This is a genomic window from Burkholderia sp. MSMB1072 (assembly GCF_001524725.1).
Taxonomy (GTDB): Bacteria; Pseudomonadota; Gammaproteobacteria; order Burkholderiales; family Burkholderiaceae; genus Burkholderia.
Map to the genome: position 1 here is coordinate 95,394 of NZ_LOYC01000050.1, position 22,930 is coordinate 118,323.

23 protein-coding genes are annotated in these 22,930 nt (G+C 67.4%); 15 read left to right on the forward strand and 8 right to left on the reverse strand.

The genetic code is table 11. From position 1 onward, the window contains the following. Positions 1 to 144 precede the first annotated feature (144 nt). The 9 genes from recA (at position 145) to WS89_RS24610 (ending at position 9,403) form a co-directional block, all read left to right on the forward strand. Positions 145 to 1,215, forward strand: coding sequence for a recombinase RecA (gene recA / locus WS89_RS24565; RefSeq protein ID WP_059504553.1), 1,071 nt, complete (start codon positions 145 to 147; stop codon positions 1,213 to 1,215). Further along, on the forward strand, positions 1,215 to 2,078 hold the full coding sequence (gene recX / locus WS89_RS24570; protein ID WP_059794051.1) for a recombination regulator RecX: 864 nt from the start codon (positions 1,215 to 1,217) through the stop codon (positions 2,076 to 2,078). Before recA ends, recX begins: the two co-directional genes overlap by 1 nt. A gap of 145 nt (positions 2,079 to 2,223) precedes the next feature. Beyond that, positions 2,224 to 2,832, forward strand: coding sequence for a DUF2889 domain-containing protein (locus WS89_RS24575; RefSeq protein ID WP_059794053.1), 609 nt, complete (start codon positions 2,224 to 2,226; stop codon positions 2,830 to 2,832). A 68-nt stretch (positions 2,833 to 2,900) separates the two neighbouring features. Beyond that, entirely contained in the window at positions 2,901 to 4,067 is a 1,167-nt protein-coding gene (sucC, locus tag WS89_RS24580; protein ID WP_006477915.1) for an ADP-forming succinate--CoA ligase subunit beta, read from the forward strand. 146 nt (positions 4,068 to 4,213) lie between these two features. Further along, positions 4,214 to 5,095, forward strand: a complete 882-nt coding sequence (gene sucD / locus WS89_RS24585) for a succinate--CoA ligase subunit alpha (protein ID WP_006477916.1) — start codon at positions 4,214 to 4,216, stop codon at positions 5,093 to 5,095. A gap of 157 nt (positions 5,096 to 5,252) precedes the next feature. Further along, positions 5,253 to 5,957 carry a TerC family protein gene (locus WS89_RS24590; RefSeq protein WP_034208295.1) on the forward strand — a complete coding sequence of 235 codons (705 nt, stop codon included), beginning with the start codon at positions 5,253 to 5,255 and terminating at the stop codon, positions 5,955 to 5,957. Between the two features lie 102 nt (positions 5,958 to 6,059). After that, on the forward strand, positions 6,060 to 6,656 hold the full coding sequence (locus WS89_RS24595; protein WP_059504558.1) for a pilin: 597 nt from the start codon (positions 6,060 to 6,062) through the stop codon (positions 6,654 to 6,656). 156 nt (positions 6,657 to 6,812) lie between these two features. After that, on the forward strand, positions 6,813 to 8,591 hold the full coding sequence (locus WS89_RS24600) for a PglL family O-oligosaccharyltransferase (protein ID WP_059794055.1): 1,779 nt from the start codon (positions 6,813 to 6,815) through the stop codon (positions 8,589 to 8,591). 461 nt (positions 8,592 to 9,052) lie between these two features. After that, a complete protein-coding gene (locus WS89_RS24610) occupies positions 9,053 to 9,403 on the forward strand; it encodes a TonB family protein (protein WP_059504564.1) in 351 nt (116 codons plus the stop codon). A 506-nt stretch (positions 9,404 to 9,909) separates the two neighbouring features. Here the strand turns inward: WS89_RS24610 and moaC are convergent. Beyond that, entirely contained in the window at positions 9,910 to 10,404 is a 495-nt protein-coding gene (gene moaC / locus WS89_RS24615) for a cyclic pyranopterin monophosphate synthase MoaC (protein ID WP_059794059.1), read from the reverse strand. 267 nt (positions 10,405 to 10,671) lie between these two features. Between moaC and WS89_RS24620 the strand changes: the two genes are divergently transcribed. Then, positions 10,672 to 12,363 carry a M48 family metalloprotease gene (locus WS89_RS24620; protein WP_059794061.1) on the forward strand — a complete coding sequence of 564 codons (1,692 nt, stop codon included), beginning with the start codon at positions 10,672 to 10,674 and terminating at the stop codon, positions 12,361 to 12,363. Between the two features lie 49 nt (positions 12,364 to 12,412). Here the strand turns inward: WS89_RS24620 and WS89_RS24625 are convergent, their stop codons facing one another. The 6 genes from WS89_RS24625 to WS89_RS24650 all read right to left on the reverse strand — a co-directional run bounded on the left by WS89_RS24625 (position 12,413) and on the right by WS89_RS24650 (position 16,971). Further along, the gene (locus WS89_RS24625; RefSeq protein WP_059794063.1) at positions 12,413 to 13,000 is read right to left on the reverse strand and encodes a DUF2946 family protein; all 588 of its coding nucleotides are present in this window, start codon (positions 12,998 to 13,000) and stop codon (positions 12,413 to 12,415) included. Next, positions 12,993 to 14,030, reverse strand: coding sequence for a hydrolase (locus tag WS89_RS24630; protein WP_059794065.1), 1,038 nt, complete (start codon positions 14,028 to 14,030; stop codon positions 12,993 to 12,995). Before WS89_RS24630 ends, WS89_RS24625 begins: the two co-directional genes overlap by 8 nt. A 33-nt stretch (positions 14,031 to 14,063) precedes the next feature. Then, complete coding sequence (locus WS89_RS24635) at positions 14,064 to 14,510, reverse strand: nuclear transport factor 2 family protein (protein WP_006477934.1); 447 nt, start codon at positions 14,508 to 14,510, stop codon at positions 14,064 to 14,066. A gap of 115 nt (positions 14,511 to 14,625) precedes the next feature. After that, a complete protein-coding gene (gene waaF / locus WS89_RS24640) occupies positions 14,626 to 15,663 on the reverse strand; it encodes a lipopolysaccharide heptosyltransferase II (RefSeq protein ID WP_059794067.1) in 1,038 nt (345 codons plus the stop codon). 139 nt (positions 15,664 to 15,802) lie between these two features. Next, entirely contained in the window at positions 15,803 to 15,997 is a 195-nt protein-coding gene (locus tag WS89_RS24645; protein WP_006482499.1) for a zinc-finger domain-containing protein, read from the reverse strand. Positions 15,998 to 16,047: 50 nt separating this feature from the next. Then, entirely contained in the window at positions 16,048 to 16,971 is a 924-nt protein-coding gene (locus WS89_RS24650) for a branched-chain amino acid transaminase (protein WP_059794069.1), read from the reverse strand. Positions 16,972 to 17,179: 208 nt separating this feature from the next. Between WS89_RS24650 and WS89_RS24655 the strand changes: the two genes are divergently transcribed. From WS89_RS24655 to WS89_RS24665, 3 genes are all read left to right on the forward strand, one after another. Next, positions 17,180 to 17,935: an AzlC family ABC transporter permease gene (locus tag WS89_RS24655; RefSeq protein WP_059794071.1), complete on the forward strand. Its 756-nt coding sequence runs from the start codon at positions 17,180 to 17,182 to the stop codon at positions 17,933 to 17,935. Beyond that, positions 17,932 to 18,255, forward strand: coding sequence for an AzlD domain-containing protein (locus tag WS89_RS24660; protein WP_059794074.1), 324 nt, complete (start codon positions 17,932 to 17,934; stop codon positions 18,253 to 18,255). Before WS89_RS24655 ends, WS89_RS24660 begins: the two co-directional genes overlap by 4 nt. A gap of 280 nt (positions 18,256 to 18,535) precedes the next feature. Continuing rightward, positions 18,536 to 19,732, forward strand: coding sequence for a phosphoglycerate kinase (locus tag WS89_RS24665; RefSeq protein ID WP_034208284.1), 1,197 nt, complete (start codon positions 18,536 to 18,538; stop codon positions 19,730 to 19,732). 157 nt (positions 19,733 to 19,889) lie between these two features. Here the strand turns inward: WS89_RS24665 and WS89_RS34730 are convergent, their stop codons facing one another. Then, positions 19,890 to 20,018 (reverse strand): hypothetical protein, encoded by a 129-nt coding sequence (locus WS89_RS34730; RefSeq protein ID WP_023476234.1) that lies wholly within the window; start codon positions 20,016 to 20,018, stop codon positions 19,890 to 19,892. On the opposite strand from WS89_RS34730, the gene pyk reads away from it, so the two are divergent. After that, the gene (gene pyk, locus WS89_RS24670; RefSeq protein WP_034208283.1) at positions 20,017 to 21,453 is read left to right on the forward strand and encodes a pyruvate kinase; all 1,437 of its coding nucleotides are present in this window, start codon (positions 20,017 to 20,019) and stop codon (positions 21,451 to 21,453) included. The genes WS89_RS34730 and pyk overlap by 2 nt on opposite strands. Positions 21,454 to 21,769: 316 nt before the next feature. Next, positions 21,770 to 22,834, forward strand: a complete 1,065-nt coding sequence (gene fba, locus WS89_RS24675; protein ID WP_006481730.1) for a class II fructose-bisphosphate aldolase — start codon at positions 21,770 to 21,772, stop codon at positions 22,832 to 22,834. Positions 22,835 to 22,930 lie beyond the last annotated feature (96 nt).

Sequence of the window (22,930 nt, forward strand, 5' to 3'; positions counted from 1 at the left end):
CTCCGAAATTATCCGTGTACAACGCAGCCTGCATTGCGGGCTTGCATAAAACACTGTTTTTTTATACAGTGTCTGCATTCGTGGGCAGCGCTTGAAGCGGGCGCGCCTCTGACAGACGCTGCTCATCATAGCAAAGGACGATTCATGGAAGATAGCAAGAAGGGCTCCGGGATGACCGCCGAGAAGAGCAAGGCGCTGGCGGCCGCACTCGCACAGATCGAGAAGCAGTTCGGCAAAGGGTCGATCATGCGGATGGGCGACGGCGAAGCGGCCGAGGACATCCAGGTCGTCTCCACGGGCTCGCTGGGTCTCGATATCGCGCTCGGCGTCGGCGGCCTGCCGCGCGGCCGGGTGGTCGAGATTTACGGTCCGGAATCGTCCGGTAAAACCACGCTCACGCTGCAGGTCATCGCCGAGCTGCAGAAGCTGGGCGGCACGGCCGCCTTCATCGACGCCGAGCACGCGCTCGATGTCCAGTACGCGTCCAAGCTCGGCGTCAATGTGCCGGAACTGCTGATCTCGCAGCCGGATACCGGCGAGCAGGCGCTGGAAATCACCGACGCGCTGGTGCGCTCGGGTTCGATCGACATGATCGTCATCGACTCGGTCGCGGCGCTCGTGCCGAAGGCCGAAATCGAAGGCGAGATGGGCGATTCGCTGCCGGGTCTGCAGGCGCGCCTGATGTCGCAGGCGCTGCGCAAGCTCACCGGCACGATCAAGCGCACGAACTGCCTCGTGATCTTCATCAACCAGATCCGGATGAAGATCGGCGTGATGTTCGGCAACCCCGAAACCACGACGGGCGGCAACGCGCTCAAGTTTTATGCGTCGGTGCGCCTCGACATCCGCCGGATCGGCTCGATCAAGAAGAACGACGAGGTAATCGGCAACGAAACCCGCGTGAAGGTCGTCAAGAACAAGGTGTCGCCGCCGTTCCGCGAGGCGATCTTCGACATCCTGTATGGCGAGGGCATTTCACGTCAGGGCGAGATCATCGATCTCGGCGTGCAGGCGAAGATCGTCGACAAGGCCGGCGCCTGGTACAGCTATAACGGCGAGAAGATCGGCCAGGGCAAGGACAACGCGCGTGAATTCCTGCGCGAAAATCCGGAAATCGCGCGCGAGATCGAGAACCGCATCCGCGAATCGCTCGGTGTCGTCAGCATGCCCGATGGCGTAGGCAACGAAGCCGAGGCGTTGGACGAAGAAGAGTAATGGTTGCGCGCCGAGGTCAGACTGGCGAGTCGGAGGAGCGCGACACGCCCGAAAGGGCGGGACGCTCCGGCCGGCGAACCGGGTCCTCGGGCGCCGACCGGTGCGACGCAGGCGGCAACGCCGCGAACCGCGCCGCGACGAGGGCATCCGACGATGCCCTCGTTTCGTTTGAGATTGCCGTACCGGACGATCCGTTCGACGACGACGAGTCGTTCGATGCACACGATCGCTCGCGCCGTCGCGTGTCCGGTGTCCGTTTCCCGGGCGATCGCACAGCCGATTCGCCCGCGGCAGAAGATGTCTATACGCGCAGCAGCCAGCATCCGCGCCGTACACGCCGTGCAGCCGGTGCGCCGTCGGGCGCTGCTTCAAGCGACGCGCCGGGCGCCGGCGAGCGCAAGTCGTCAAAGCCGCCGCGCTCGTTGAAGGGGCGCGCGCTCGGCTATCTGTCGAGGCGCGAATACAGCCGCGCGGAGCTCGCGCGCAAGCTCGCGCCTTACGTCGGCGAGGACGAGACCGTCGAGCCGGTGCTCGATGCGCTGGAAAAGGAAGGCTGGCTGTCCGACGCGCGCTTCGCCGAGAGCCTCGTACATCGTCGCGCGTCGCGCGTCGGCGTCGCGCGCATCGTCAGCGAGCTGAAGCGACATGCGGTCGGCGACGGTCTCGTCGAAGAGGTGCATGCCCAATTGCGCGAGACCGAATTGACGCGCGCGCAGGCCGTCTGGCGCAAGAAATTCGGTGCACTGCCGCAAACGCCCGCGGAGCGCGCGAAGCAGGCGCGTTTCCTTGCCGCACGCGGCTTCTCGAGTGCGACCATCGTGAAGTTGCTGAAAGTCGGCGACGATTTCCCGATCGACGGCTGACGCGCTCGGTCGCGCGCGTGGCGCGCGATTTTGCTGCATTGCAACCGCTTCCGGCAGGCGGGAATACCCGCCGTCGCGACAAACTGTCTCAAATACCCGATATGCTAAAATCCACGGGTTTTCCTCTTCGGCCTCAACCTCCAGCATGCCGCTATCCGAGCCCGTGCCCCGTCAGTTGCGACATCGACGCGCAATCCGAGCGGAAGCCTACGAGCGCGGCGACGGCTTGTGGGACATCGAAGCCTGCCTGACCGACCACAAGCCGCGCGATGTCGCGCTTGCGTCGGGCATCCGGCCCCAGGGCCTGCCGATCCACGAACTCTGGCTGCGCGTGACCATCGATCGTGACCTCAATGTCGTCGACGCCGAAGCGTCTTCGGAATGGGTGCCCTATCCCGGTCACTGTCAATCCGCCCCGCCTGCCTATCGGGCCCTCATCGGGCTCAATCTCTTCCGCAATTTCCGCCGCAACGCGAACCGGCTGCTCGCCGGCGTCGCAGGCTGTTCCCATCTCACCGAACTGTGCGCCGTGCTGCCGACGGCCGCGATCCAGGCGTTCGCCGGTGACGTGTGGAACGTGCGCGAGGAGGGCGGCGAAGGGCCGGCCCATGACGGCGTGCACGCCGAACCGCCGTTCCAGCTCGGCCGCTGCCGAGCGCTGCGATTCGACGGCGAGGTCGTGCGGCAGTACTACCCGCGCTGGTATGGCCCGATTCAGCCGGATCTGCCCGGTGAAGGCAGCACGAAGGAATGAACGGAAATCATTCGAAGAAGCGTCTCAAGCGACATTTCATCCAACTCTCAGACTGAAGGGAATCACGCATGAAGATTCACGAGTACCAGGGTAAGGAAATCCTGCGGAAATTCGGCGTCGCGGTACCGCGCGGCAAGCCGGCGTTCTCGGTTGACGAGGCCGTCAAGGTGGCGGAAGAGCTCGGCGGCCCGGTTTGGGTCGTGAAGGCTCAGATTCACGCGGGTGGCCGCGGCAAGGGCGGCGGCGTGAAGGTGGCGAAGTCGATCGAACAGGTGCGCGAATACGCGAACCAGATCCTCGGCATGCAGCTCGTCACGCACCAGACGGGCCCGGAAGGCCAGAAGGTCAATCGCCTGATGATCGAGGAAGGCGCCGACATCAAGCAGGAACTGTACGTCAGCCTCGTCGTCGACCGTATCTCGCAAAAGATCGTGCTGATGGGTTCGAGCGAAGGCGGCATGGACATCGAGGAAGTCGCCGAAAAGCATCCGGAACTGATCCACAAGGTCATCGTCGAGCCGTCGACGGGCCTGCTGGACGCCCAGGCCGACGACCTCGCCGCGAAGATCGGCGTGCCGGCCGCTTCGATCCCGCAAGCGCGCGCGATCCTGCAAGGCCTGTACAAGGCATTCTGGGAAACCGACGCATCGCTGGCTGAAATCAACCCGCTGAACGTCTCCGGCGACGGCAAGGTCACCGCACTCGACGCCAAGTTCAACTTCGACTCGAACGCGCTGTTCCGCCACCCGGAAATCGTCGCGTACCGCGATCTGGACGAAGAAGATCCGGCTGAAATCGAAGCGTCGAAGTTCGACCTCGCGTACATCTCGCTCGACGGCAACATCGGCTGCCTCGTGAACGGCGCAGGCCTTGCAATGGCGACGATGGACACCATCAAGCTGTTCGGCGGCGAGCCGGCGAACTTCCTGGACGTCGGCGGTGGCGCGACCACCGAGAAGGTCACCGAAGCGTTCAAGCTGATGCTGAAGAACCCGGACCTGAAGGCGATCCTCGTGAACATCTTCGGCGGCATCATGCGCTGCGACGTGATCGCGGAAGGCGTGATCGCCGGTTCGAAGGCCGTGAACCTGAACGTGCCGCTCGTCGTGCGCATGAAGGGCACGAACGAAGACCTCGGCAAGAAGATGCTGGCCGATTCGGGCCTGCCGATCATCTCGGCCGACAGCATGGAAGAGGCTGCGCAGAAGGTCGTCGCGGCTGCCGCGGGCAAGTAAAGAAGCGCCCCCAGACCTGGCGCTATGCGCCAGGCCCCCGGGGGGTCAAGAAAACTTGGGGCGGCCCGGCGTTTTCTTGGCGCGCTAATGAACACGTATGGCGGCGCGGTTTGCACGCGACGCCGATCGAACAGAGGTCAAAATACATGTCGATTCTGATCAACAAGGACACGAAGGTCATCACGCAGGGCATTACCGGCAAAACCGGTCAGTTCCATACGCGCGCCTGCCGTGAATACGCAAACGGCCGCGAAGCATTCGTCGCGGGCGTGAACCCGAAGAAGGCCGGCGAAGATTTCGAAGGCATTCCGATCTACGCGAGCGTCAAGGAAGCGAAGGCGGAAACCGGCGCAACCGTGTCGGTCATCTACGTTCCGCCGGCAGGCGCAGCCGCTGCGATCTGGGAAGCGGTCGAGGCCGATCTGGATCTCGCGATCTGCATCACGGAAGGCATTCCCGTCCGTGACATGATCGAAGTGAAGGACCGCATGCGTCGCGAAGGCCGCAAGACGCTGCTGCTCGGGCCGAACTGCCCGGGCACGATCACGCCGGACGAACTGAAGATCGGCATCATGCCGGGTCACATCCACCGCAAGGGCCGCATCGGCGTCGTGTCGCGTTCGGGCACGCTGACGTATGAAGCGGTTGCCCAACTGACGGCACTCGGCCTTGGCCAGTCGTCGGCAGTCGGTATCGGCGGCGACCCGATCAACGGTCTGAAGCACATCGACGTGATGAAGATGTTCAACGACGATCCGGATACGGATGCGGTCGTGATGATCGGCGAAATCGGCGGTCCGGACGAAGCCAACGCCGCCGAATGGATCAAGGACAACATGAAGAAGCCGGTCGTCGGCTTCATCGCCGGCGTCACGGCGCCTCCGGGCAAGCGCATGGGCCACGCCGGCGCACTGATCTCGGGCGGTGCGGATACGGCCGAAGCGAAGCTGGAAATCATGGAAGCGTGCGGCATCACCGTCACGCGCAACCCGTCGGAAATGGGCCGTCTGCTGAAGAAGGCGCTGTAATTGTTTCCACTGGGCTCGTCCTGTAAAAAACGCCGGCTTTGCCGGCGTTTTTTGTTATGCTCGCGCAATGAATTCGTAAGCACCGGGCATGCGTCCTGCATGTGCCGGCGATGAACCGGGTCGCCCGCGAGGCGGCCGCCGTCCTTTCCTCACCGCCATGCTCGAATTCCTGACCTCGCTGCACTGGGGCGCCATTCTCCAGATCGTCATCATCGATATCCTGCTCGGCGGCGACAACGCGGTCGTGATCGCGCTTGCGTGCCGCAACCTGCCGGCGAACCAGCGGTTGCGCGGGGTCGTCTGGGGCACCGCGGGGGCGATCCTGCTGCGTGTCGCGCTGATCACGTTCGCGGTCGCGCTGCTCGACGTGCCGTTCCTGAAGCTCGGCGGCGGGCTGCTGCTGCTGTGGATCGGCATCAAGCTGATGGCGCCGGCCGCCGACGCGCACGACGACATCAAGCCGGCCGACCGGCTGTGGGACGCCGTCAAGACGATCGTGATCGCCGATGCGGTCATGAGCCTCGACAACGTGATCGCGATCGCCGGAGCCGCCGAGCAGGCCGATCCGTCGCACCGGATCGCGCTCGTGATATTCGGGCTCGTCGTCAGCGTGCCGATCATCGTATGGGGCAGCACGCTGGTGCTGAAGCTGCTCGATCGTTTCCCGGTCGTCGTGGCGTTCGGCGCCGGGCTGCTCGGCTGGATCGCGGGCGGGCTGATCGTGAACGACCCGGTCGGCGACCGCTGGCCGGTGCTCGATACGCCGTCGGTGGTATACGGTGCGAGCATCGCCGGCGCGCTATTCGTCGTCGCGATCGGTTACGCGCTCAGGAAACGCCGCAGCGTGCCGCACGCGCATTGACGACTGACTGGCCATCCGGCCGACTGCCGGCCTCGCGGCCCGCTGGCTACGATCGAGACGCCTGCCTGTATCGGCAGGCGTTTTTCGTTTCCGGAGCCTGTCATGTTCGAAGCCTTTTCCGTTTCCCTGTTCCGTCGCGTTGCCGCCGATCTCCGGCGCGCGAGTCGGCCGTCGCCGCGCTGGCGGCCGGCCGGCTTCACGCTGATCGAACTGATGATCGTGCTGGCGATCGTCGGCGTCGTCGCGGCCTATGCGATTCCCGCGTACCAGGATTACCTCGCGCGGTCGCGCGTCGGCGAGGGGCTGGCGCTCGCGTCGTCCGCGCGGCTCGCGGTCGCCGACAATGCCGCGAGCGGCGCGAGCCTCGACGGCGGCTATAGCCCGCCTGCCGCGACCCGCAACGTCGAATCCGTCACGATCGACGGCGCGACCGGCCAGATCACGGTCGCGTTCACCGCGCGCGTCGCCGCGGCCGGCGCGAATACGCTGGTGCTCGTGCCGTCTGCGCCGGACAAGGCCGATGCGCCCACCGCGCGCGTGCCGCTCAAAAAGGGGGCGATACAGGCGGGCGCGATTGCATGGGAATGCTTCGCCGCCGGCAAGGACGCGTCGTCGCTGCCGGCACCGGGAGCGGGGCCGTTGCCTGGCGCCGCCGCGACGCTGCCCGCGAAATATGCACCGGCGGAGTGCCGCGCGTAAGGCTGGCGCAGAAGGAGGGCGGCCGCGCATGCGGCCCGCCGCCCGCCGATTCGGCCGGCGCGGGCTGCGGCGCCGCGCCGGCTCGCGCAGCGACAGCCCCGCACAGAGCAGGGAAAGTTTTGTATAGTGCGCCGGTTGCTGACATCCGGTTCGCTCATGCCTTCTACTTTTTCCCGTTCGTTGTCGCTCGTTGCGCTGGCTGTCGCCCTGATCGTGCCGTACGCGATCACGAATCACACGTATCCGATCCCGACCTTCTATTCCGAGTTTTCCGCGCTGGTGCTGTATCTGCTGGTGGGCATATCCGTCGTGCTGCTTGCGCGCACCGGCCGGCCGGTCCAGCCGTTTGCCGCGCCGGCTGCGTTCGCCGCGCCGCTCGGCTTCGCGGCGGTGTTGATCGCGCAGGTCGCGCTGATCCCGCTCAAGGTGCCGTCGATGAACTGGCTGGCGGTCGGTTATCTCGCGGCCGCGCTGGTTGCAATGCAGGCCGGCTACGCGCTTGCGCGCGACGGCATGGCGGAAACCGTGTCGCGGATGATGGCCGGTGCGCTGCTCGTCGGCGGCGTGTTCGCGGTCGGTACCCAGATCGTGCAGTTGTTCCACCTCGAGTCGGCCGTTTCGCCGTTCGTCGTGGTGTACAACATCGCGGTCGACCGCCGCCCGTACGGCAACATGGCGCAGGCGAATCACCTGGCCAGCTACATCGCCTTTGCGCTCGCGGGCGCGCTGTATCTGGTGCAGACTCGCCGGCTCGCGGTGTGGGCGTGGCTCGCGCTGTCGCTCGTGCTGTCGGTCGGTCTCGCGCTGACGGTGTCGCGCGGGCCGTGGCTGCAGGTCGCGGTGATGGTCGTCGCGGGCTTCTGGATGGCGTGGGTCGAATCGCGCCGCACGCCGGGCAATGCGCGTGCGTGGCTGATACCGGTCGTGCTCGCCGTCGCGTTCGTCGCGGTGAACGTCGCGGTGCGCTGGGCCAACGTGCACTACCACCTGAATCTCGCGGAGTCGGCAGCCGACCGGATGCGCGATGCCGGGCAGATCGCGCCGCGCCTCGCGTTGTGGAAGTACGGGCTCGCGATGTTCCGCGAGCATCCGCTGCTCGGGGTCGGTTGGGGCGAATTCCCGTCGCACCAGTTTGCGCTCGTGCGCACGCTCGGCGGCGTCGAGATCGCGAACAATTCGCACGACATCTTCATCGACCTGCTCGCGAAGTCCGGTCTCGTCGGGCTCGGCGTGCTCGCCGTCGCGCTCGTCACGTGGTTCGTGCGCGCGGTGCGGGCGCCGCAGTCGAGCATGCGCGTGTTCGGTTTCGCGCTGATCGGCATCCTGCTGATGCATGCGCTCGTCGAATATCCGCAGCAATACATGTTCTTCCTGCTGCCGGCGATGTTCGTGATCGGGCTGCTCGAGGTGAAGCCGCTGCGCATCCTGCGGGGGCGGGCGGCATTCGGGCTGTTCGCGGTGCTGTCGTTCGGCGGCGTGCTGGCGGCGGTGCCGGTGCTGCGCGACTACCAGCGCGCGGAAGTGCTCTATTACGGCAGCAGCCCGGCCGCGCAGTACCGCGATGCGCCGTCGCTGCTGTTCGGCGCGTGGGGCGATTACGGTGCGGCGACGCTGCTCCCGATTTCGCCGGACGATTTGCCGGCCAAGCTCGCCGCGCACGAGCGCGCGATCGCGCTGCTCCCGGGCGAGACGGTGCTGCGCCGTTACGCGGTACTGCAGGCGCTGGCCGGCCGCGAAGCCGACGCTCTCGATACCGTCGCGCGGCTGCATGTGTTCGCGAAGGAATTGAAGGACTGGCCGCAGCAACTGGCCCCGTTGTACAAGCTGTGCGACCAGGAGCCGGCGCTGAAGGCGTTCAGGGCGGCCGTCGTCGCGAAGTACGGGGAAGCGCCGGCCGACGAGGGCGACGAATCGGACGACGACGATTCGGATTGACGCACGTCGGGCATGTCGCGCACGCCGGAACGGGGAATGCCGGTGTCCGTTGCGTCGCGCCGAAGGCGGCTGACGTCGGCGCAACACGACGCGGCGCGTAGCGTGCCGCTCCGGTCGGCCATCGATTACGTCGCGGATCGCGCGGATTCCGGTCGAATGAGCGGCGATTCGCGTCAACCATTGTCAAATCGCCGCCGCTGGCCGGGCGGCGCGTGCACAATGCGCGAAAGCGCCGGCGTGCGCGCCGGCGCGGGGCGTAGCCGGCGCGAACACGGAAAACTTCCCGGCTATTCGGGCATTTCGCCGGGCAGGATCGCGGTCGAGCGTCGCTCGGCCGTGCGGCCGTAACGGGGCGCCGGTCCGATGGCCGCGGCGCAGTGCGACACACGCGATGCGGGCGGGGAAGGCTTCCGTCGCGCGGCGCGTGTGCCTAGAACAGTGCTGAAGAACGATATTCGACCATGGCCATTCGCTCGACCTACCTGATCCTGCCCGCCGTCGCGATGCTGTTTTCCGGCTGCGCGATGCTGTCGTCGTCGCAGGAAAGCAAGCTGACCTGCCACATTCCGCGTGCCGTCTATCCGGATACCGCGAAGCCGCTCACGCGTCCGGCGACCGTGCTGGTGCGTGCGTTGATGACGACGTCCGGCGAAGCGCAGAACGTCACCGTGACGACGAGCAGCCGCAATGCGGCGGCCGATCGCGCGGCCGTCGAAGCGATGACGCACGCCACGTGCGTGCAGACTGGCGCGACGGCGAATCCTTTCTTGCTGACCCAACCGTTCGTGTTCGAACCGCAGCGCGGGCAGTGACGCGGGAGCGGCGGCCGGCGCCGTTGCCGCGTCACCTTCGACCGTCCGTCGAGGGCCGATTGCCGACGATGGGCTTCGACTATCGCTGACCGGTACGTTCTGAAGCCGACGGAGCCACGCTTCGCGATCGAGGATTGACGAAACGGCCTTCCGACACGTGACCGCCAGGCGAAAGCCATTTCCTCGAGCCTGCGGACAAGGCGGAGACTTCAGCCGATCTATTGCCCGCCGATCCGGTCGATCGATGTTTCGGTCGGTGTCGAGCCAATTGCGACGACGGCTATCCGGGCCTTGTCGCTGCATATATCAAAGACAATGAAATGCGGCGGCCTTCCGCACGTCAGGCAAGAAAGAATTCGCATATCGCGGCCGCGACCCTGGAAGCAACCGCCGCTTGCTACGAGGAACGCTTTCGGCGGTTTATGGATGTTCCGAAATACCGAGTCGTCGATGTCAGCCGCCAGGGCCGGGTCGGCGCATGCCGAACGACGGGAAGGGCTTATCAATCAGTCGCTTGCGCTTACGTCTTCCGCCTTCCAGTCCCCCGACTTCCCGCCGCGCTTTTCCCGCACGCTCACGTCCGTGATCACCATCCCGCGATCCACCGCCTTGCACATGTCGTAGACGGTCAGCAGCCCGACCTGGACGGCCGTCAGCGCTTCCATCTCGACGCCGGTCCGGCCGAACGTCTCGACCTGCACGATGCAGTGGACACCCGGCAGCGCGTCGTCGAGTTCGAAGTCGACGGCCACGCGCGTCAGCGCGAGCGGGTGGCACAGCGGAATGAGATCGGCCGTGCGCTTCGCGCCCTGGATCGCCGCGATACGCGCGACGCCGAGCACGTCGCCCTTCTTGGCCTTGCCGTCGCGAATCAGCGCGAACGTGGCCGGCAGCATCCGGATCGTGCCGCGCGCGATCGCGATGCGTTGCGTTTCCTGCTTGCCGCCGACGTCGACCATGTGGGCGTGGCCGGCGGCGTCGAAATGGGTGAGTCCTGACATGGCTTCCTCTAGTGGAACGGCGTGCGCGCGCACGTGCCTCGATCCTGCTTCGCGATCGGCTGGCCGCCGGATTCCATACCGGCGCGACGAACCGATCCAACCTCTCAACGGGCGCCTATCATAGCAGCGGCGTTCGCGTTGCCGCAGGCGCAGATGACGCACGCGCGGCACGGGACAGTCGTCGCGGCGCCGGTACAATGACCCGAATATTCAGACCAAACGCCGCTGCGCGCCGGGTGCGCGGGACGGCGTCGTTTTCATCCTGCCATGCGTGTCAAACAGTTGCTTGCCGTATCGCTGTCGGCGGCGCTCGTGCTGCCGCCGGGCGGCCATGCGCAGAGCGCATCCGCGCCACCGCTCGAGCCGGCCGGCGGCGCGACGTCGATTTCCACCGTGCCGTCCGGCATCGCGACCGGCGTGTTCGGCACGTACGGCGGCGCGGAGAGCCGGTTTTCGGGCGCGGGCGGTGCGTCGGCGCCGGTCGCGAGCCTGCGCGCGCCGCTGCGTGCGCTGGAGCTGCCCGATCTCGGCGACGGCTCCGGCGGTTCGCTGACGCCGCGAGCCGAGCGCCGGCTCGGCGAGCGCGTGATGCGCGAAGTGCGGCGCGATCCCGACTATCTCGACGACTGGCTCGTGCGCGACTACCTGAATGCGATGGCGGCGCGGCTCGCGGCCGCGGCGGCGGCGCGCTACATCGGCGGCTACATGCCGGACTTCGACCTGTTCCCGGTGCGCGATCCGCAGATCAACGCGTTCTCGATGCCGGGCGGCTTCATCGGGATCAACAGCGGGCTGGTGGTGACGACGCAGACGGAGTCGGAGCTTGCATCGGTGGTCGGCCACGAGATGGGCCACGTGCTGCAGCGGCACATCGCACGGATGATCGGCGCGAGCGAGAAGACCGGCTACACGGCGCTCGCGACGATGCTGCTCGGCGTGCTGGCCGGCGTGCTCGCGCGCAGCGGCGATCTCGGCAGCGCGATCGCGATGGGCGGGCAGGCGTATGCGGTCGACAACCAGTTGCGCTTCTCGCGGTCGGCCGAGCGCGAGGCCGACCGCGTCGGCTTCCAGTTGCTTGCGGGGGCCGGCTACGACCCGTACGGGATGCCGGGCTTCTTCGAGCGGCTCGATCGCGCGTCGATGGGCGATGCGGGCGTGCCGGCCTATGCGCGCACGCACCCGTTGACCGGCGAGCGGATTGCCGACATGGAGGACCGTGCGCGGCGCGCGCCGTACCGGCAGCCGCGCCAGTCGGCCGAATATGGGTTCGTGCGCGCGCGGCTGCGCGTCCTGCAGAACCGGGCGCCGACCGACATCTCGGCCGAGGCGCGCCGGATGCAGCTCGAGATCGACGATCGCACGGCGCCGAACGTCGCGGCGAACTGGTACGGCATCGCGCTCGCGAACACGCTGCTCGGCCAGTACGACGCGGCGGACAAGGCGCTCGCGTCGGCGCGCAGCGCGTTCGATGCGCGCGAGCGGCGCGACGACGATCCGGCAAGCAGTTCGCCGAGCCTCGACGTGCTGGCCGCCGACATCGCCCGCCGCGCGGGCCGAACCGACGACGCGGTACGGCTCTCGGCGCTCGCGCAGCGGCGCTGGCCGGCGTCGCACGCGGCGGTCGTCGCGCACCTGCAGGCGCTGATCGCCGCCCGCCGCTTCGCCGAAGCGCAGACGCTCGCACGGGCGCAGGCCAAGGCCGACCCGGAACAGCCGGACTGGTGGGATTACCTCGCGAAGTCGAGCGACGGCAAGGGCGACGTGCTCGCGCGGCGCCGGGCGCTGGCGGAGAAACTGGCGCTCGACGGCGCGTGGCCGTCGGCGATCCGGCAACTGAAGGAAGCGCGCGACGCGAAGGACGTGTCGTTCTACGAGCAGTCGATCATCGGCGCGCGGCTGCTGGAATTCGAGGCGCGCTACAAGGAAGAGCGCGACGACGAGAAGAACGGGCGCGGATAGCGGCCCGTCGGGCGGGCAGGCGTGACATGCGGGCTATGGCGATCGCGCGTCAGCGGCCGTCGTCCGACGCATCGCGCGCCCGCTGCGCGGGACTCGCGACGAACCCGAACGTCGCAGGCACGTCGGCGCAAGCGAGCTGGCCGAGCGTCAGCGTGCGCCCGTCGCGCCAGTGCAGCACGGGCGGTGTCGCGTCGAAGTCCGCATGATCGGCAAACAAGCCGAGGTCGTGATCGTGCAGCGCCGCGATGCGCGCGGGGGGGCCGGCATCGCGAAACAGCACGCCGCCGCCGTCGTCGAGCCAGACTGCGTCCGGTTCGAACGGGGCGCCCGTCTGGTCGGTGAGCGCAAGCTGCCCGTCGCGTTCGGCGAGTCGCACGACCCACGGCGTATACGCGAGTTCGACGTACACGCGCTGCGGCCCGTTCTGGAAGAACCACTGGCCGTGCTCGTCGCATGCGTAGTTGCGGCCGATGAACGCGTTCAGCGCCGCATGCCGGATCGGCGAGCCGAGCTCGCCGGCCGCCTGCGCCGCGTCGTCGCGCAGCCGCCAGGCGCCGCGCCGGTCGAGCAGCAGCCAGCCGGTGCAATCCGGCACGTTCGGCCATTTGGCGAGCGCCTGCCTGACGATGTCATCCATGGTCGACGAATTTCGAGCAATAGCCGAACACCCGCGCCGACAGCCAGTCGAGGCGGCCGGGGAACGGCCCGGTCATGAAGCCCGCGTGACCGCCGTGCGCGGGCTGGTCGAGCTCGACGGCCGGCGAAACGTCGGCGGGCCCCGGCAGCGCCGATTCGGGCAGGAACGGGTCGTTGCGGGCGTTGAGGATCAGCGTCGGCACGTCGATCGCGGGCAGCAGCGGCCGGGTGGTCGCCTTCGTCCAGTAGTCGTCCGCGTTCGCGAAACCGTGCAGCGGCGCGGTCACGACCTCGTCGAAGTCGCGCATCGTCACGGCCTGCAGCATCGCTTCGCGGTCGAACAGCCCCGGATACTGGTCGAGCTTGGCGAGCGCCTTGCGCTTGAGCGTCTTCAGGAAGCTGCGCGTATAGACCATCGCGAACCCCTGCGACAGCGCGCGGCCACCGGCGTGCACGTCGATCGGCGTCGAGATCGCGGCGGCGGCGTGCACGATCGACGTGTCGCTGCGGTGCTCGCCGAGCCAGCGCAGCAGCACGTTGCCACCCAGCGACACGCCGGCCGCGACCAGCGGCCCGCGATGCTGCGTGGCGAGCCGGCGCAGGATCCAGTCGACCTCGGCGCTGTCGGCGAGATGGTAGAAGCGCGGCTGGCGGTTGATCTCGCCGCTGCAACTGCGGAAGTGCGGCACGACGGCGTGCCACCCCTTCGCGCGCGCGGCCGCCATCATCGCGAGCGCGTAGTGCGAGCCGGAGCTGCCTTCGAGGCCGTGGAATAGCACGAACAGCGGTGCGTCGGCCGCCGGCGCCGCGCTGTCGAGATGCGCGACCCAGTCGAGGTCGATGAAGTCGTGGTCGGGGGTTTCCCATCGCTCTCGTCGGTAAGCGACAACCGGACGCCGCGCGAACAGCGCGGGCACGATGGTTTGCACATGGCTGTTGGGCAGCCAGCGCGGTGCGCGATAGCGCAATGAATCGTCGTCGGGGGCCGGGGCCCCGGTCAGCGGCGAGGTGGGCGGAGAAGCCGTACTCATGATCGCCCCGCTAATGCGTTGCTTCGTTCTTCGTCAGTGCAGCGGACCCTGCCCGTGACGGATCTTCGCGGCGAATTGTCCGGCCGCTTGTTCAGGAATCGGGCTCGCGTGGATGTGCGCGATACGCCACTCGCCGCGTTCGTGAATCATCACGTACGTCGCGAAAACCATGTCGGGTTCGGCCGTCAGGTCGGCCTGCTGATGCGCTTCGGCGATCGTATAGACGACCGTGCCGAGGCTGTCGTACACGCGGATGTCGAGCGGCTCGATCGTGACCGGGCGCGTCGCGAGCCGGTTGGCGAGCCCGCCGCGGATCTGGTCGAGGCCGTGCAGATGCTCGCCGTCCGCCCATACGCAGCTGGCGAAATCCTCGTCGATCCACAACGCCAGCAGCGCGTCGAGATTGGCATCCGCGACGGCCTGGTAGTAGGCGTTCAGCGTATCGGCAGCGGCTTCGAAAAGGCGGGCAAAACGTGGCATCGGGGTTGTCTCTCGCGCGCATCGCGCGCCGTATTCAGCATGGCGGCCCGGATCGAGCCGCCGCGCACCGGTGAATCGGATTGCCCGGCGCGCCGTGCGACGCCGCCGGTCAGGGTCAGCGCTGCCCGACGAGCATGCCGCGCAAATCGCCGAATACCTGCTCGGGACCGAGTTCGCGCAGGCACTTCAGGTGGCCGAGCGGGCACTCGCGTTCGAAGCAGGGACTGCATTCGAGATGCAGCCATTGTACCTTCGCCAGGTCCGACAGCGGAGGGGTGTGGCGCGGATCGGTCGATCCGTACAACGCGACGAGCGGCCGGCGCAGCGCGGCGGCGACGTGCATCAGCCCCGAATCGTTGGTGACGACGGCATTCGCGCGCGCGATCAGCGCGCACGCCTCGGACAACGACGTCTGCCCGCACAGGTTGCGCACGTTCGGCGCGTGGTCGGCGATCGCCTGCGCGGCCGCGGCATCCTTCTGCGAGCCGAGCGCGACGATCTGCGTATACGGGAACGACTGGTGGACGATGGTCGCGAGCGACGCGAAATGCTCGGGCGGCCAGCGCTTGGCCGGGCCGTATTCGGCGCCGGGGCAGAACACGACGAGCGGCTTGCGCGTATCGAGATTGAAGCGTGCGGACACGCGCGCCGTCTCGTTCAGGTCGGCGTCCAGGCGCGGCGCGGGCAGCGTCTTCATCGACTCGGGCAGCTTCGCCCCCGGCGCGTAGGCGAGCGCCGCGTAGTGGGTCGTCATCGGCGGGCGCTCGCCCGACTTGGCCGGATTCGCGTGCCGCACGTTCAGCAGCCCGTAGCGGTGCTCGCCCGTATAGCCGATCCGCAGCGGGATGTTCGCGAGCCACGGGATCACCGCGGACTTCAGCGAATTCGGCAGCACGTACGCCGCGTCGTAGCCGACGTCGCGCAGGTCGCTCGCGAGCTGCCAGCGGCGCAGCAGCTGCAGCTTGCCGTGCGCGAGATCGGTCGCGTAGACATCGTGGATCTCGGGCATCCGCTCGAGCACGGGCGCGACCCACGAGGGTGCGACGGCATCGATCGCGATGCGGGGATGGAGCTTTTTCAGCAGCGCAAAAAGCGGCTGCGCCATCAATGCGTCACCGATCCAGTTCGGTGCGATAACCAGCGCTCGACGCATCAGGTCGACTTCCGATGTCGTAATGAAGCACGGCGCACGGACGCCGCGTTCGGGTTGCCAGAATGGGGAAGGGCGGCGCGCCGGAGCTCCGGCTGCGCCGCCTTGCGGATCGAAGGCCCTCGGGCCCGGCCGTCGGGGCTCAGTGGCCCTTGACGACCTCGCCGTCGCGCAGCTTGTAGCGCGTGCCGCAGTACGGGCAGCGCGCCTCGCCGTGCGACACGTCGATGAACACGCGCGGATGCGCATTCCAGCGCGTCATGGCCGGGTTCGGGCAGTAGGCGGGAAGATCCTTGGCCGTCAGCTCGACCAGCGGCATTTCCTTGATTTCACTCATGAGACTTTCTCTTATCACTCTTGTGTGGGGCAGTCGGTCGCGCGGCGCGCTCAGACCTTCGTCAGCCAGTGCGCGTACTTCGCGTTCTTGGCCGACACGATATCGAAAAACGCCGACTGGAGCTTTTCCGTGACGGGGCCGCGCGCGCCGCTGCCGATCGTGCGGTTGTCGAGCTCGCGGATCGGCGTGACTTCGGCGGCCGTGCCGGTGAAGAACGCTTCGTCGGCCGTGTAGACCTCGTCGCGCGTGATGCGCTTTTCGATCACGTCGATGCCGGCGTCCTTCGCGAGCGTGATGACCGTGTCGCGCGTGATGCCGTCGAGGCACGACGACAGGTCGGGCGTATACAGCTTGCCGTTGTTCACGAGGAAGAAGTTTTCGCCGGAGCCTTCGGACACGTAGCCGTCGACGTCGAGCAGCAGCGCTTCGTCGTAGCCGTCGGCCGTCGCTTCCTGGTTCGCGAGAATCGAGTTCACGTACCAGCCCGACGCCTTCGCGCGCACCATCGACACGTTCACGTGGTGGCGCGTGAACGACGACGTCTTCACGCGGATGCCCTTCGCGAGGCCTTCTTCGCCGAGGTACGCGCCCCACGGCCACGCGGCGATCGCGACGTGGATCGTGTTGCCCTTCGCGGCCACGCCGAGCTTTTCCGAGCCGACCCAGATGATCGGGCGCAGGTAGCACGACTCGAGCCGGTTCTCGCGCACGACCGCGAGTTGCGCGGCTTCGAGCGTTTCGCGGTCGAACGGCACGTCCATCTGGAAGATCTTCGCCGAATTCAGCAGACGTTTGGTGTGCTCGCGCAGGCGGAAGATCGCGGTGCTGCCGTCGGCCGCCTTGTACGCGCGTACGCCCTCGAAGACGCCCATGCCGTAGTGCAGCGTGTGGGTCAGGACGTGGATCTTGGCGTCGCGCCAGTCGATCAGCTTGCCGTCCATCCAGATCTTGCCGTCGCGGTCGGCCATTGACATAGGATTCTCCTGGAAGCGGTGGGGTGCTGCGGGTTGTATGCAGCGTTGAGCCGGAAAGACGCTTATTTTAGCGTCATTTGGCGGCGATCCGGTCGGTCGGCACAGGGTCGGGGCTATAATCGGCCGGTACCGATTCCAATAACGACGGGCCTTGCCGGCGGGAGACGCCGGCGCCCGGACGAACCGCCCGCTGCGGCCCGCCTTTCCCATGCTCGCTCGATTGTCCGCCACCGACCGCTTCGCGCTGATCCAGGGCGCGCGCGACTATTCCCCGACACTGATGGCGATCCTGTCCTGGGGCCTCGTCACCGGCATCGCGATGAGCAAGTCGGTGATGACGCTCGGGCAGGCGAGCGCGATGTCGCTGTTCGTCTACGCGGGCTCGTCGCAGCTCGCGGTACTGCCGCTCCTCGCGGCGAAGCTGCCGATCTGGACCGTGCTGCTCACGGCCGCGATGGTCAACCTGCGCTTCGTGATCTTCAGCGCCGGGCTGGCCCCCCATTTTTCCTACCTGCCGCTGTGGCGGCGCCTCGCGATCGGCTATTTCAACGGCGACGTGATCTACCTGCTGTTCCAGAAACAGGGCTTCGCGTACGGCCGCGTGCCGGGCAAGGAGGCGTATTTCTGGGGGATGGCGCTCGCGAGCTGGGCGTCGTGGCAGGTGTCGTCGCTCGCCGGCATCCTGCTCGCGAGCATCTTTCCCGCGAGCTGGGGGCTGGAGCTGGCCGGCACGCTCGCGCTGATTCCGATCATGGTGTCGGCGGTCGCGAACCGCTCGACGCTCGCGGCCGTCGCGGTCGCCGGGATCGTGTCGCTGATCGCGTTCGACCTGCCGTACCGGCTCGCGCTGCCGCTGGCGGTGTTCGCCGCGCTGGCGGCCGGCTGCGCGGCCGATTTCTTCGTCGAGCGCGCCGACTGGCGGCGCATCCGGACCGAAACCGTGCACGAAAAGGACATTGAATGAACGCGACCGAGATCTGGATCGTCATCGTCGGGATGACGATCGTCACGGCCGTCACGCGCGCGCTGTTCCTGATCGGCGGCGAGCGCACCGTGCTGCCCGAACGCGCGCAGCGCGCGCTGCGCTACGCGCCGGCCGCCGCGCTGGTCGCCGTCGTGCTGCCCGACGTGCTCGAAACGCCGGCCGGGCTGTCGTTCGGGCTGTCCAATCATCCGCTCTACGCGGCGCTCGCCGGCCTCGGCTGGTTTTTGTGGCGGCGCAGCATGCTCGGCACGATCGTCGTCGGCATGCTCGTGTTCACCGCGCTGCGCCTGGTCTTCTGATGATTCGCCGCCCCGGCCGGCCGCGTGCCGACTGGAGCGCCTCGGGCGTTGCTGCGATGCAGCATCATGCCGCCGGCCGCACGCGATCCCAAATAGGCGGAATTCGCCGCCGCACGGGTCAGTCTGCCGGATGGATCGGCTAGAATGCCCGTTCGAGATTTTTTACCCGTGCGCGTCATGCGAACCGCCAGCCACGGCCGCATCCGGCGCCCTTTCGCGGCAGCCCGCGCACGTCCAGCGTGAACCCCCTTTCCCCATCCACTACTTCAATCTGTTCAACATGAGCCAAGTCAAGCGTCTCACCGACCTGATCGCCGCCGGCCAGCTCGCCGGCAAGCGGGTGTTCATCCGTGCCGACCTGAACGTCCCGCAGGACGATCACGGCAACATCACCGAAGACACGCGCGTGCGCGCGTCCGTGCCGGCCATCCGGGCCGCGCTCGACGCCGGCGCGGCCGTGATGGTCACGTCGCACCTCGGCCGTCCGACCGAAGGCGAATTCAAGCCGGAAGACTCGCTCGCGCCGGTCGCGAAGCGTCTGGGCGAACTGCTCGGCCGCGACGTGCCGCTCGTGTCGAACTGGGTCGAGAACGGCGTGAACGTTGCGCCGGGCCAGGTCGTGCTGCTCGAGAACTGCCGCGTGAACAAGGGCGAGAAGAAGAATTCCGACGAGCTCGCGCAAAAGATGGCGAAGCTCTGCGACGTGTACGTGAACGACGCGTTCGGCACCGCGCACCGCGCGGAAGCGACCACGCACGGGATCGCGAAGTACGCGCCCGTCGCGTGCGCGGGCCCGCTGCTGGCGGCCGAACTCGACGCGCTCGGCAAGGCGCTCGGCAACCCGGCGCGCCCGCTGGTCGCGATCGTCGCCGGTTCCAAGGTGTCGACCAAGCTGACGATCCTGAAGTCGCTGGCCGGCAAGGTCGACCAGTTGATCGTCGGCGGCGGCATCGCGAACACGTTCATGCTCGCGGCCGGTCTGTCGATCGGCAAGTCGCTCGCGGAGGCCGATCTCGTCGCCGAGGCGAAGGCGATCATCGACGAAGCGCGCGAGCGCGGCGCGTCGGTGCCGATCCCCACCGACGTCGTCACCGCCAAGGAATTCTCGCCGACGGCTGCGGCCACGGTGAAGCAGGTCGCCGACATCGAAGCGGACGACATGATCCTCGACATCGGCCCCGATACGGCCAAGGCGCTCGCCAGCCAGCTCGAGAAGGCCGGCACGATCGTATGGAACGGCCCGGTCGGCGTGTTCGAGTTCGACCAGTTCGGCAACGGCACGAAGACACTCGCCGAAGCGATCGCCAAATCGTCCGCGTTCTCGATCGCGGGCGGCGGCGACACGCTCGCGGCCATCGCGAAGTACGGCATCCACGACCAGGTCAGCTACATCTCGACGGGCGGCGGCGCCTTCCTCGAGTTCCTCGAGGGGAAGAAGCTGCCGGCGGTGGAAGTGCTCGAAACGCGGGCGGCCTGAGCGTGGCGACGCGCGCAGGGGCGACGAAGGCCGCGCGCTCCGCGAAAGCGGAGCAGCCGGCTGGCGCGGGCAAGCGCAAACGCGCGCCCGCGCGGGCGAACACCGCCCCGCGCGCACCGGCGGCCGCCGGCGACGCGGCCGTGCAGCACCACGAGATTCAGAACAAAGCGATGCCGGGCGCAAGCACCGGCACGCTCCCCGGAGCGGCCGCCGCTGGGCCTGCCGCTTCCGGCTCTCGCAGCGTTTCACCCAGCGCATCCACCTTGATCCAGATGAGGAGTTTCATGCAGCGCGCCACCAAGATAGTCGCCACGATCGGCCCGGCCTCCAGTTCGCCGGAGACTCTGCTGCAGATGATGCAGGCGGGCCTCGACGTCGTGCGGCTCAATTTTTCGCACGGCACGGCCGACGATCACCGCCAGCGCGCCGAAATGGTGCGCGAGGCCGCCCGCAAGGTCGGCCGCGAGATCGCGATCATGGCCGACCTCCAGGGCCCGAAGATCCGCGTCGGCAAGTTCGAGAACGGCAAGACCACGCTCGTGCCGGGGCAGCCGTTCATCCTCGATGCGGGCTGCGAACTCGGCAACGACGAGCGCGTCGGCCTCGACTACAAGGAGCTGCCGCGCGACCTGAAGCCGGGCGACCTGCTGCTGCTGAACGACGGCCTGATCGTGCTGACCGTCGAGCGCGTGCTCGGCGACGAGATCCACACGACCGTCAAGGTGGGCGGCGAGCTGTCGAACAACAAGGGGATCAACCGCCAGGGCGGCGGCCTGTCGGCTCCGGCGCTGACCGCGAAGGACATGGAGGACATCCGCACCGCGATGTCGCTCGGCGCGGACCTCGTCGCGGTGTCGTTCCCGAAGAACGCGACCGACATGGAAATGGCGCGCCAGCTCGCGAACATCGCGGGCGCGCCGTACGGCATCAAGCCGAAGATGATCGCGAAGATCGAGCGTGCGGAAGCGATTCCGGCGCTGCAGAGCATCCTCGACGCATCCGACGGCATCATGGTCGCGCGCGGCGACCTCGCGGTGGAAGTGGGCAACGCGGCCGTGCCGGCTTTGCAGAAGCGGATGATCCGGATGGCGCGCGAGTCGAACAAGCTCGTGATCACCGCGACGCAGATGATGGAATCGATGATCTACGCACCGGTGCCGACCCGCGCGGAAGTGTCGGACGTCGCGAACGCGGTGCTCGACGGCACCGACGCGGTGATGCTGTCGGCGGAGACGGCCGCCGGCAAGTACCCGGTCGTCACGATCGAGACGATGGCGGCCGTGTGCGTCGAGGCGGAAAAGTCTGAGCACGTCGAGCTGGACAAGGATTTCCTCGACCGCACGTTCACGCGGATCGACCAGTCGATCGCGATGGGCGCGCTGTTCACCGCGTATCACCTCGGCGCGAAGGCGATCGTCGCGCTGACCGAATCGGGGGCGACCGCGCTGTGGATGTCGCGTCACTACACGCACGTGCCGATCTTCGCGCTGACGCCGCGCGTCGGCAGCGAGCGCACGATGGCGCTGTACCGCAACGTGACGCCGCTGCACGTCGACTTCAACAGCGACCGCGATTCGGCGCTGCAGGCGGCGCTCGAGATCGTCGTCAAGCAGGGTTACGTGCAGCACGGCGACATGGTCGTGCTGACCGTCGGCGAGCCGATGGGGCAGGCGGGCGGCACCAACACGCTGAAGATCGTACGAGTCGGCGAGCATTATTGAGCGCCGGCCGAGCCGCATCGAGCCGGCCTGCGGCCTGCGGCCGGATCGGCCGGAATCGATCCGGCACCGTTTTTTGCGCGAAAGCCGCGCGGGGTCCGAAGCCCCGCGCGGCTTTTTTTCTCCTTTTTGGCCGGATTGTGCCGTGCGAACGTAACAAATTGCGAGCGGGCGCTACCGGGCGGTCGGAATCGGAGGCGCTTCGCGATAAAATGCGGCTATTCGACGCTCAGCCGCGCCGTGCCGCCCCGGTCTGGACCGGGAGCGAGCGCCGCGCCGGCGTCAGGGCGCACCGGTTTTCATTCCAAGGAGTTCCACAATGCCTCTCGTATCAATGCGTCAATTGCTGGACCACGCGGCAGAGCACGGTTACGGCCTGCCGGCCTTCAACGTGAACAACCTGGAGCAGGTCCAGGCGATCATGGCGGCGGCGGATCAGGTCGGCGCGCCCGTGATCATGCAGGCATCGGCCGGCGCGCGTAAGTATGCGGGCGAGCCGTTCCTGCGCCACCTGATCGAAGCGGCGGTCGAATCGTATCCGCACATTCCGGTCGTGATGCACCAGGATCACGGCCAGTCGCCGGCGGTCTGCACGGCCGCGATCCGCAGCGGCTTCACGAGCGTGATGATGGACGGTTCGCTCGAAGCCGACGGCAAGACGGTCGCGTCCTACGAGTACAACGTCGACGTGTCGCGCAAGGTCGTCGAGATGGCGCATTCGATCGGCGTGACGGTCGAAGCCGAACTCGGCGTGCTGGGCTCGCTCGAGACGATGAAGGGCGACAAGGAAGACGGCCACGGCGCGGAAGGCACGATGACCCGCGAGCAGCTGCTGACCGATCCGGAGCAAGCCGCCGACTTCGTGAAGCTCACGCAGTGCGATGCACTCGCGATCGCGATCGGCACGTCGCACGGCGCGTACAAGTTTTCGAAGAAGCCGACGGGCGACATCCTGTCGATCCAGCGCATCAAGGAAATCCACGCGCGCATTCCGAACACGCACCTCGTGATGCACGGTTCGTCGTCGGTGCCGCAGGAACTGCTGGCCGAGATCCGCGAATTCGGCGGCGACATGAAGGAAACCTACGGCGTGCCGGTCGAGGAAATCCAGGAAGGCATCAAGCACGGCGTGCGCAAGATCAACATCGATACCGACCTGCGTCTCGCGATCACCGGCGCGATCCGCCGCTACCTGTTCGAGAATCCGGGCAAGTTCGATCCGCGCGACTACCTGAAGCCCGCGCGCGAAGCCGCGAAGAAGGTCTGCGTCGACCGTTACCTCGCGTTCGGCTGCGAAGGCCAGGCCGGCAAGATCAAGCCGGTGTCGCTCGACAAGATCGCCGAGCAGTACAAGTCGGGTGCGCTCGCCCAGGTCGTGCGCTGAGACTGTAGTACGATTGCCCCGCCCGGTTCTGCCGCCGGGCATGGGCGGGCCGCCAGGCTGGCCGGATCCGGTCCGGCCCCGGCAGCCGTTCCGTCC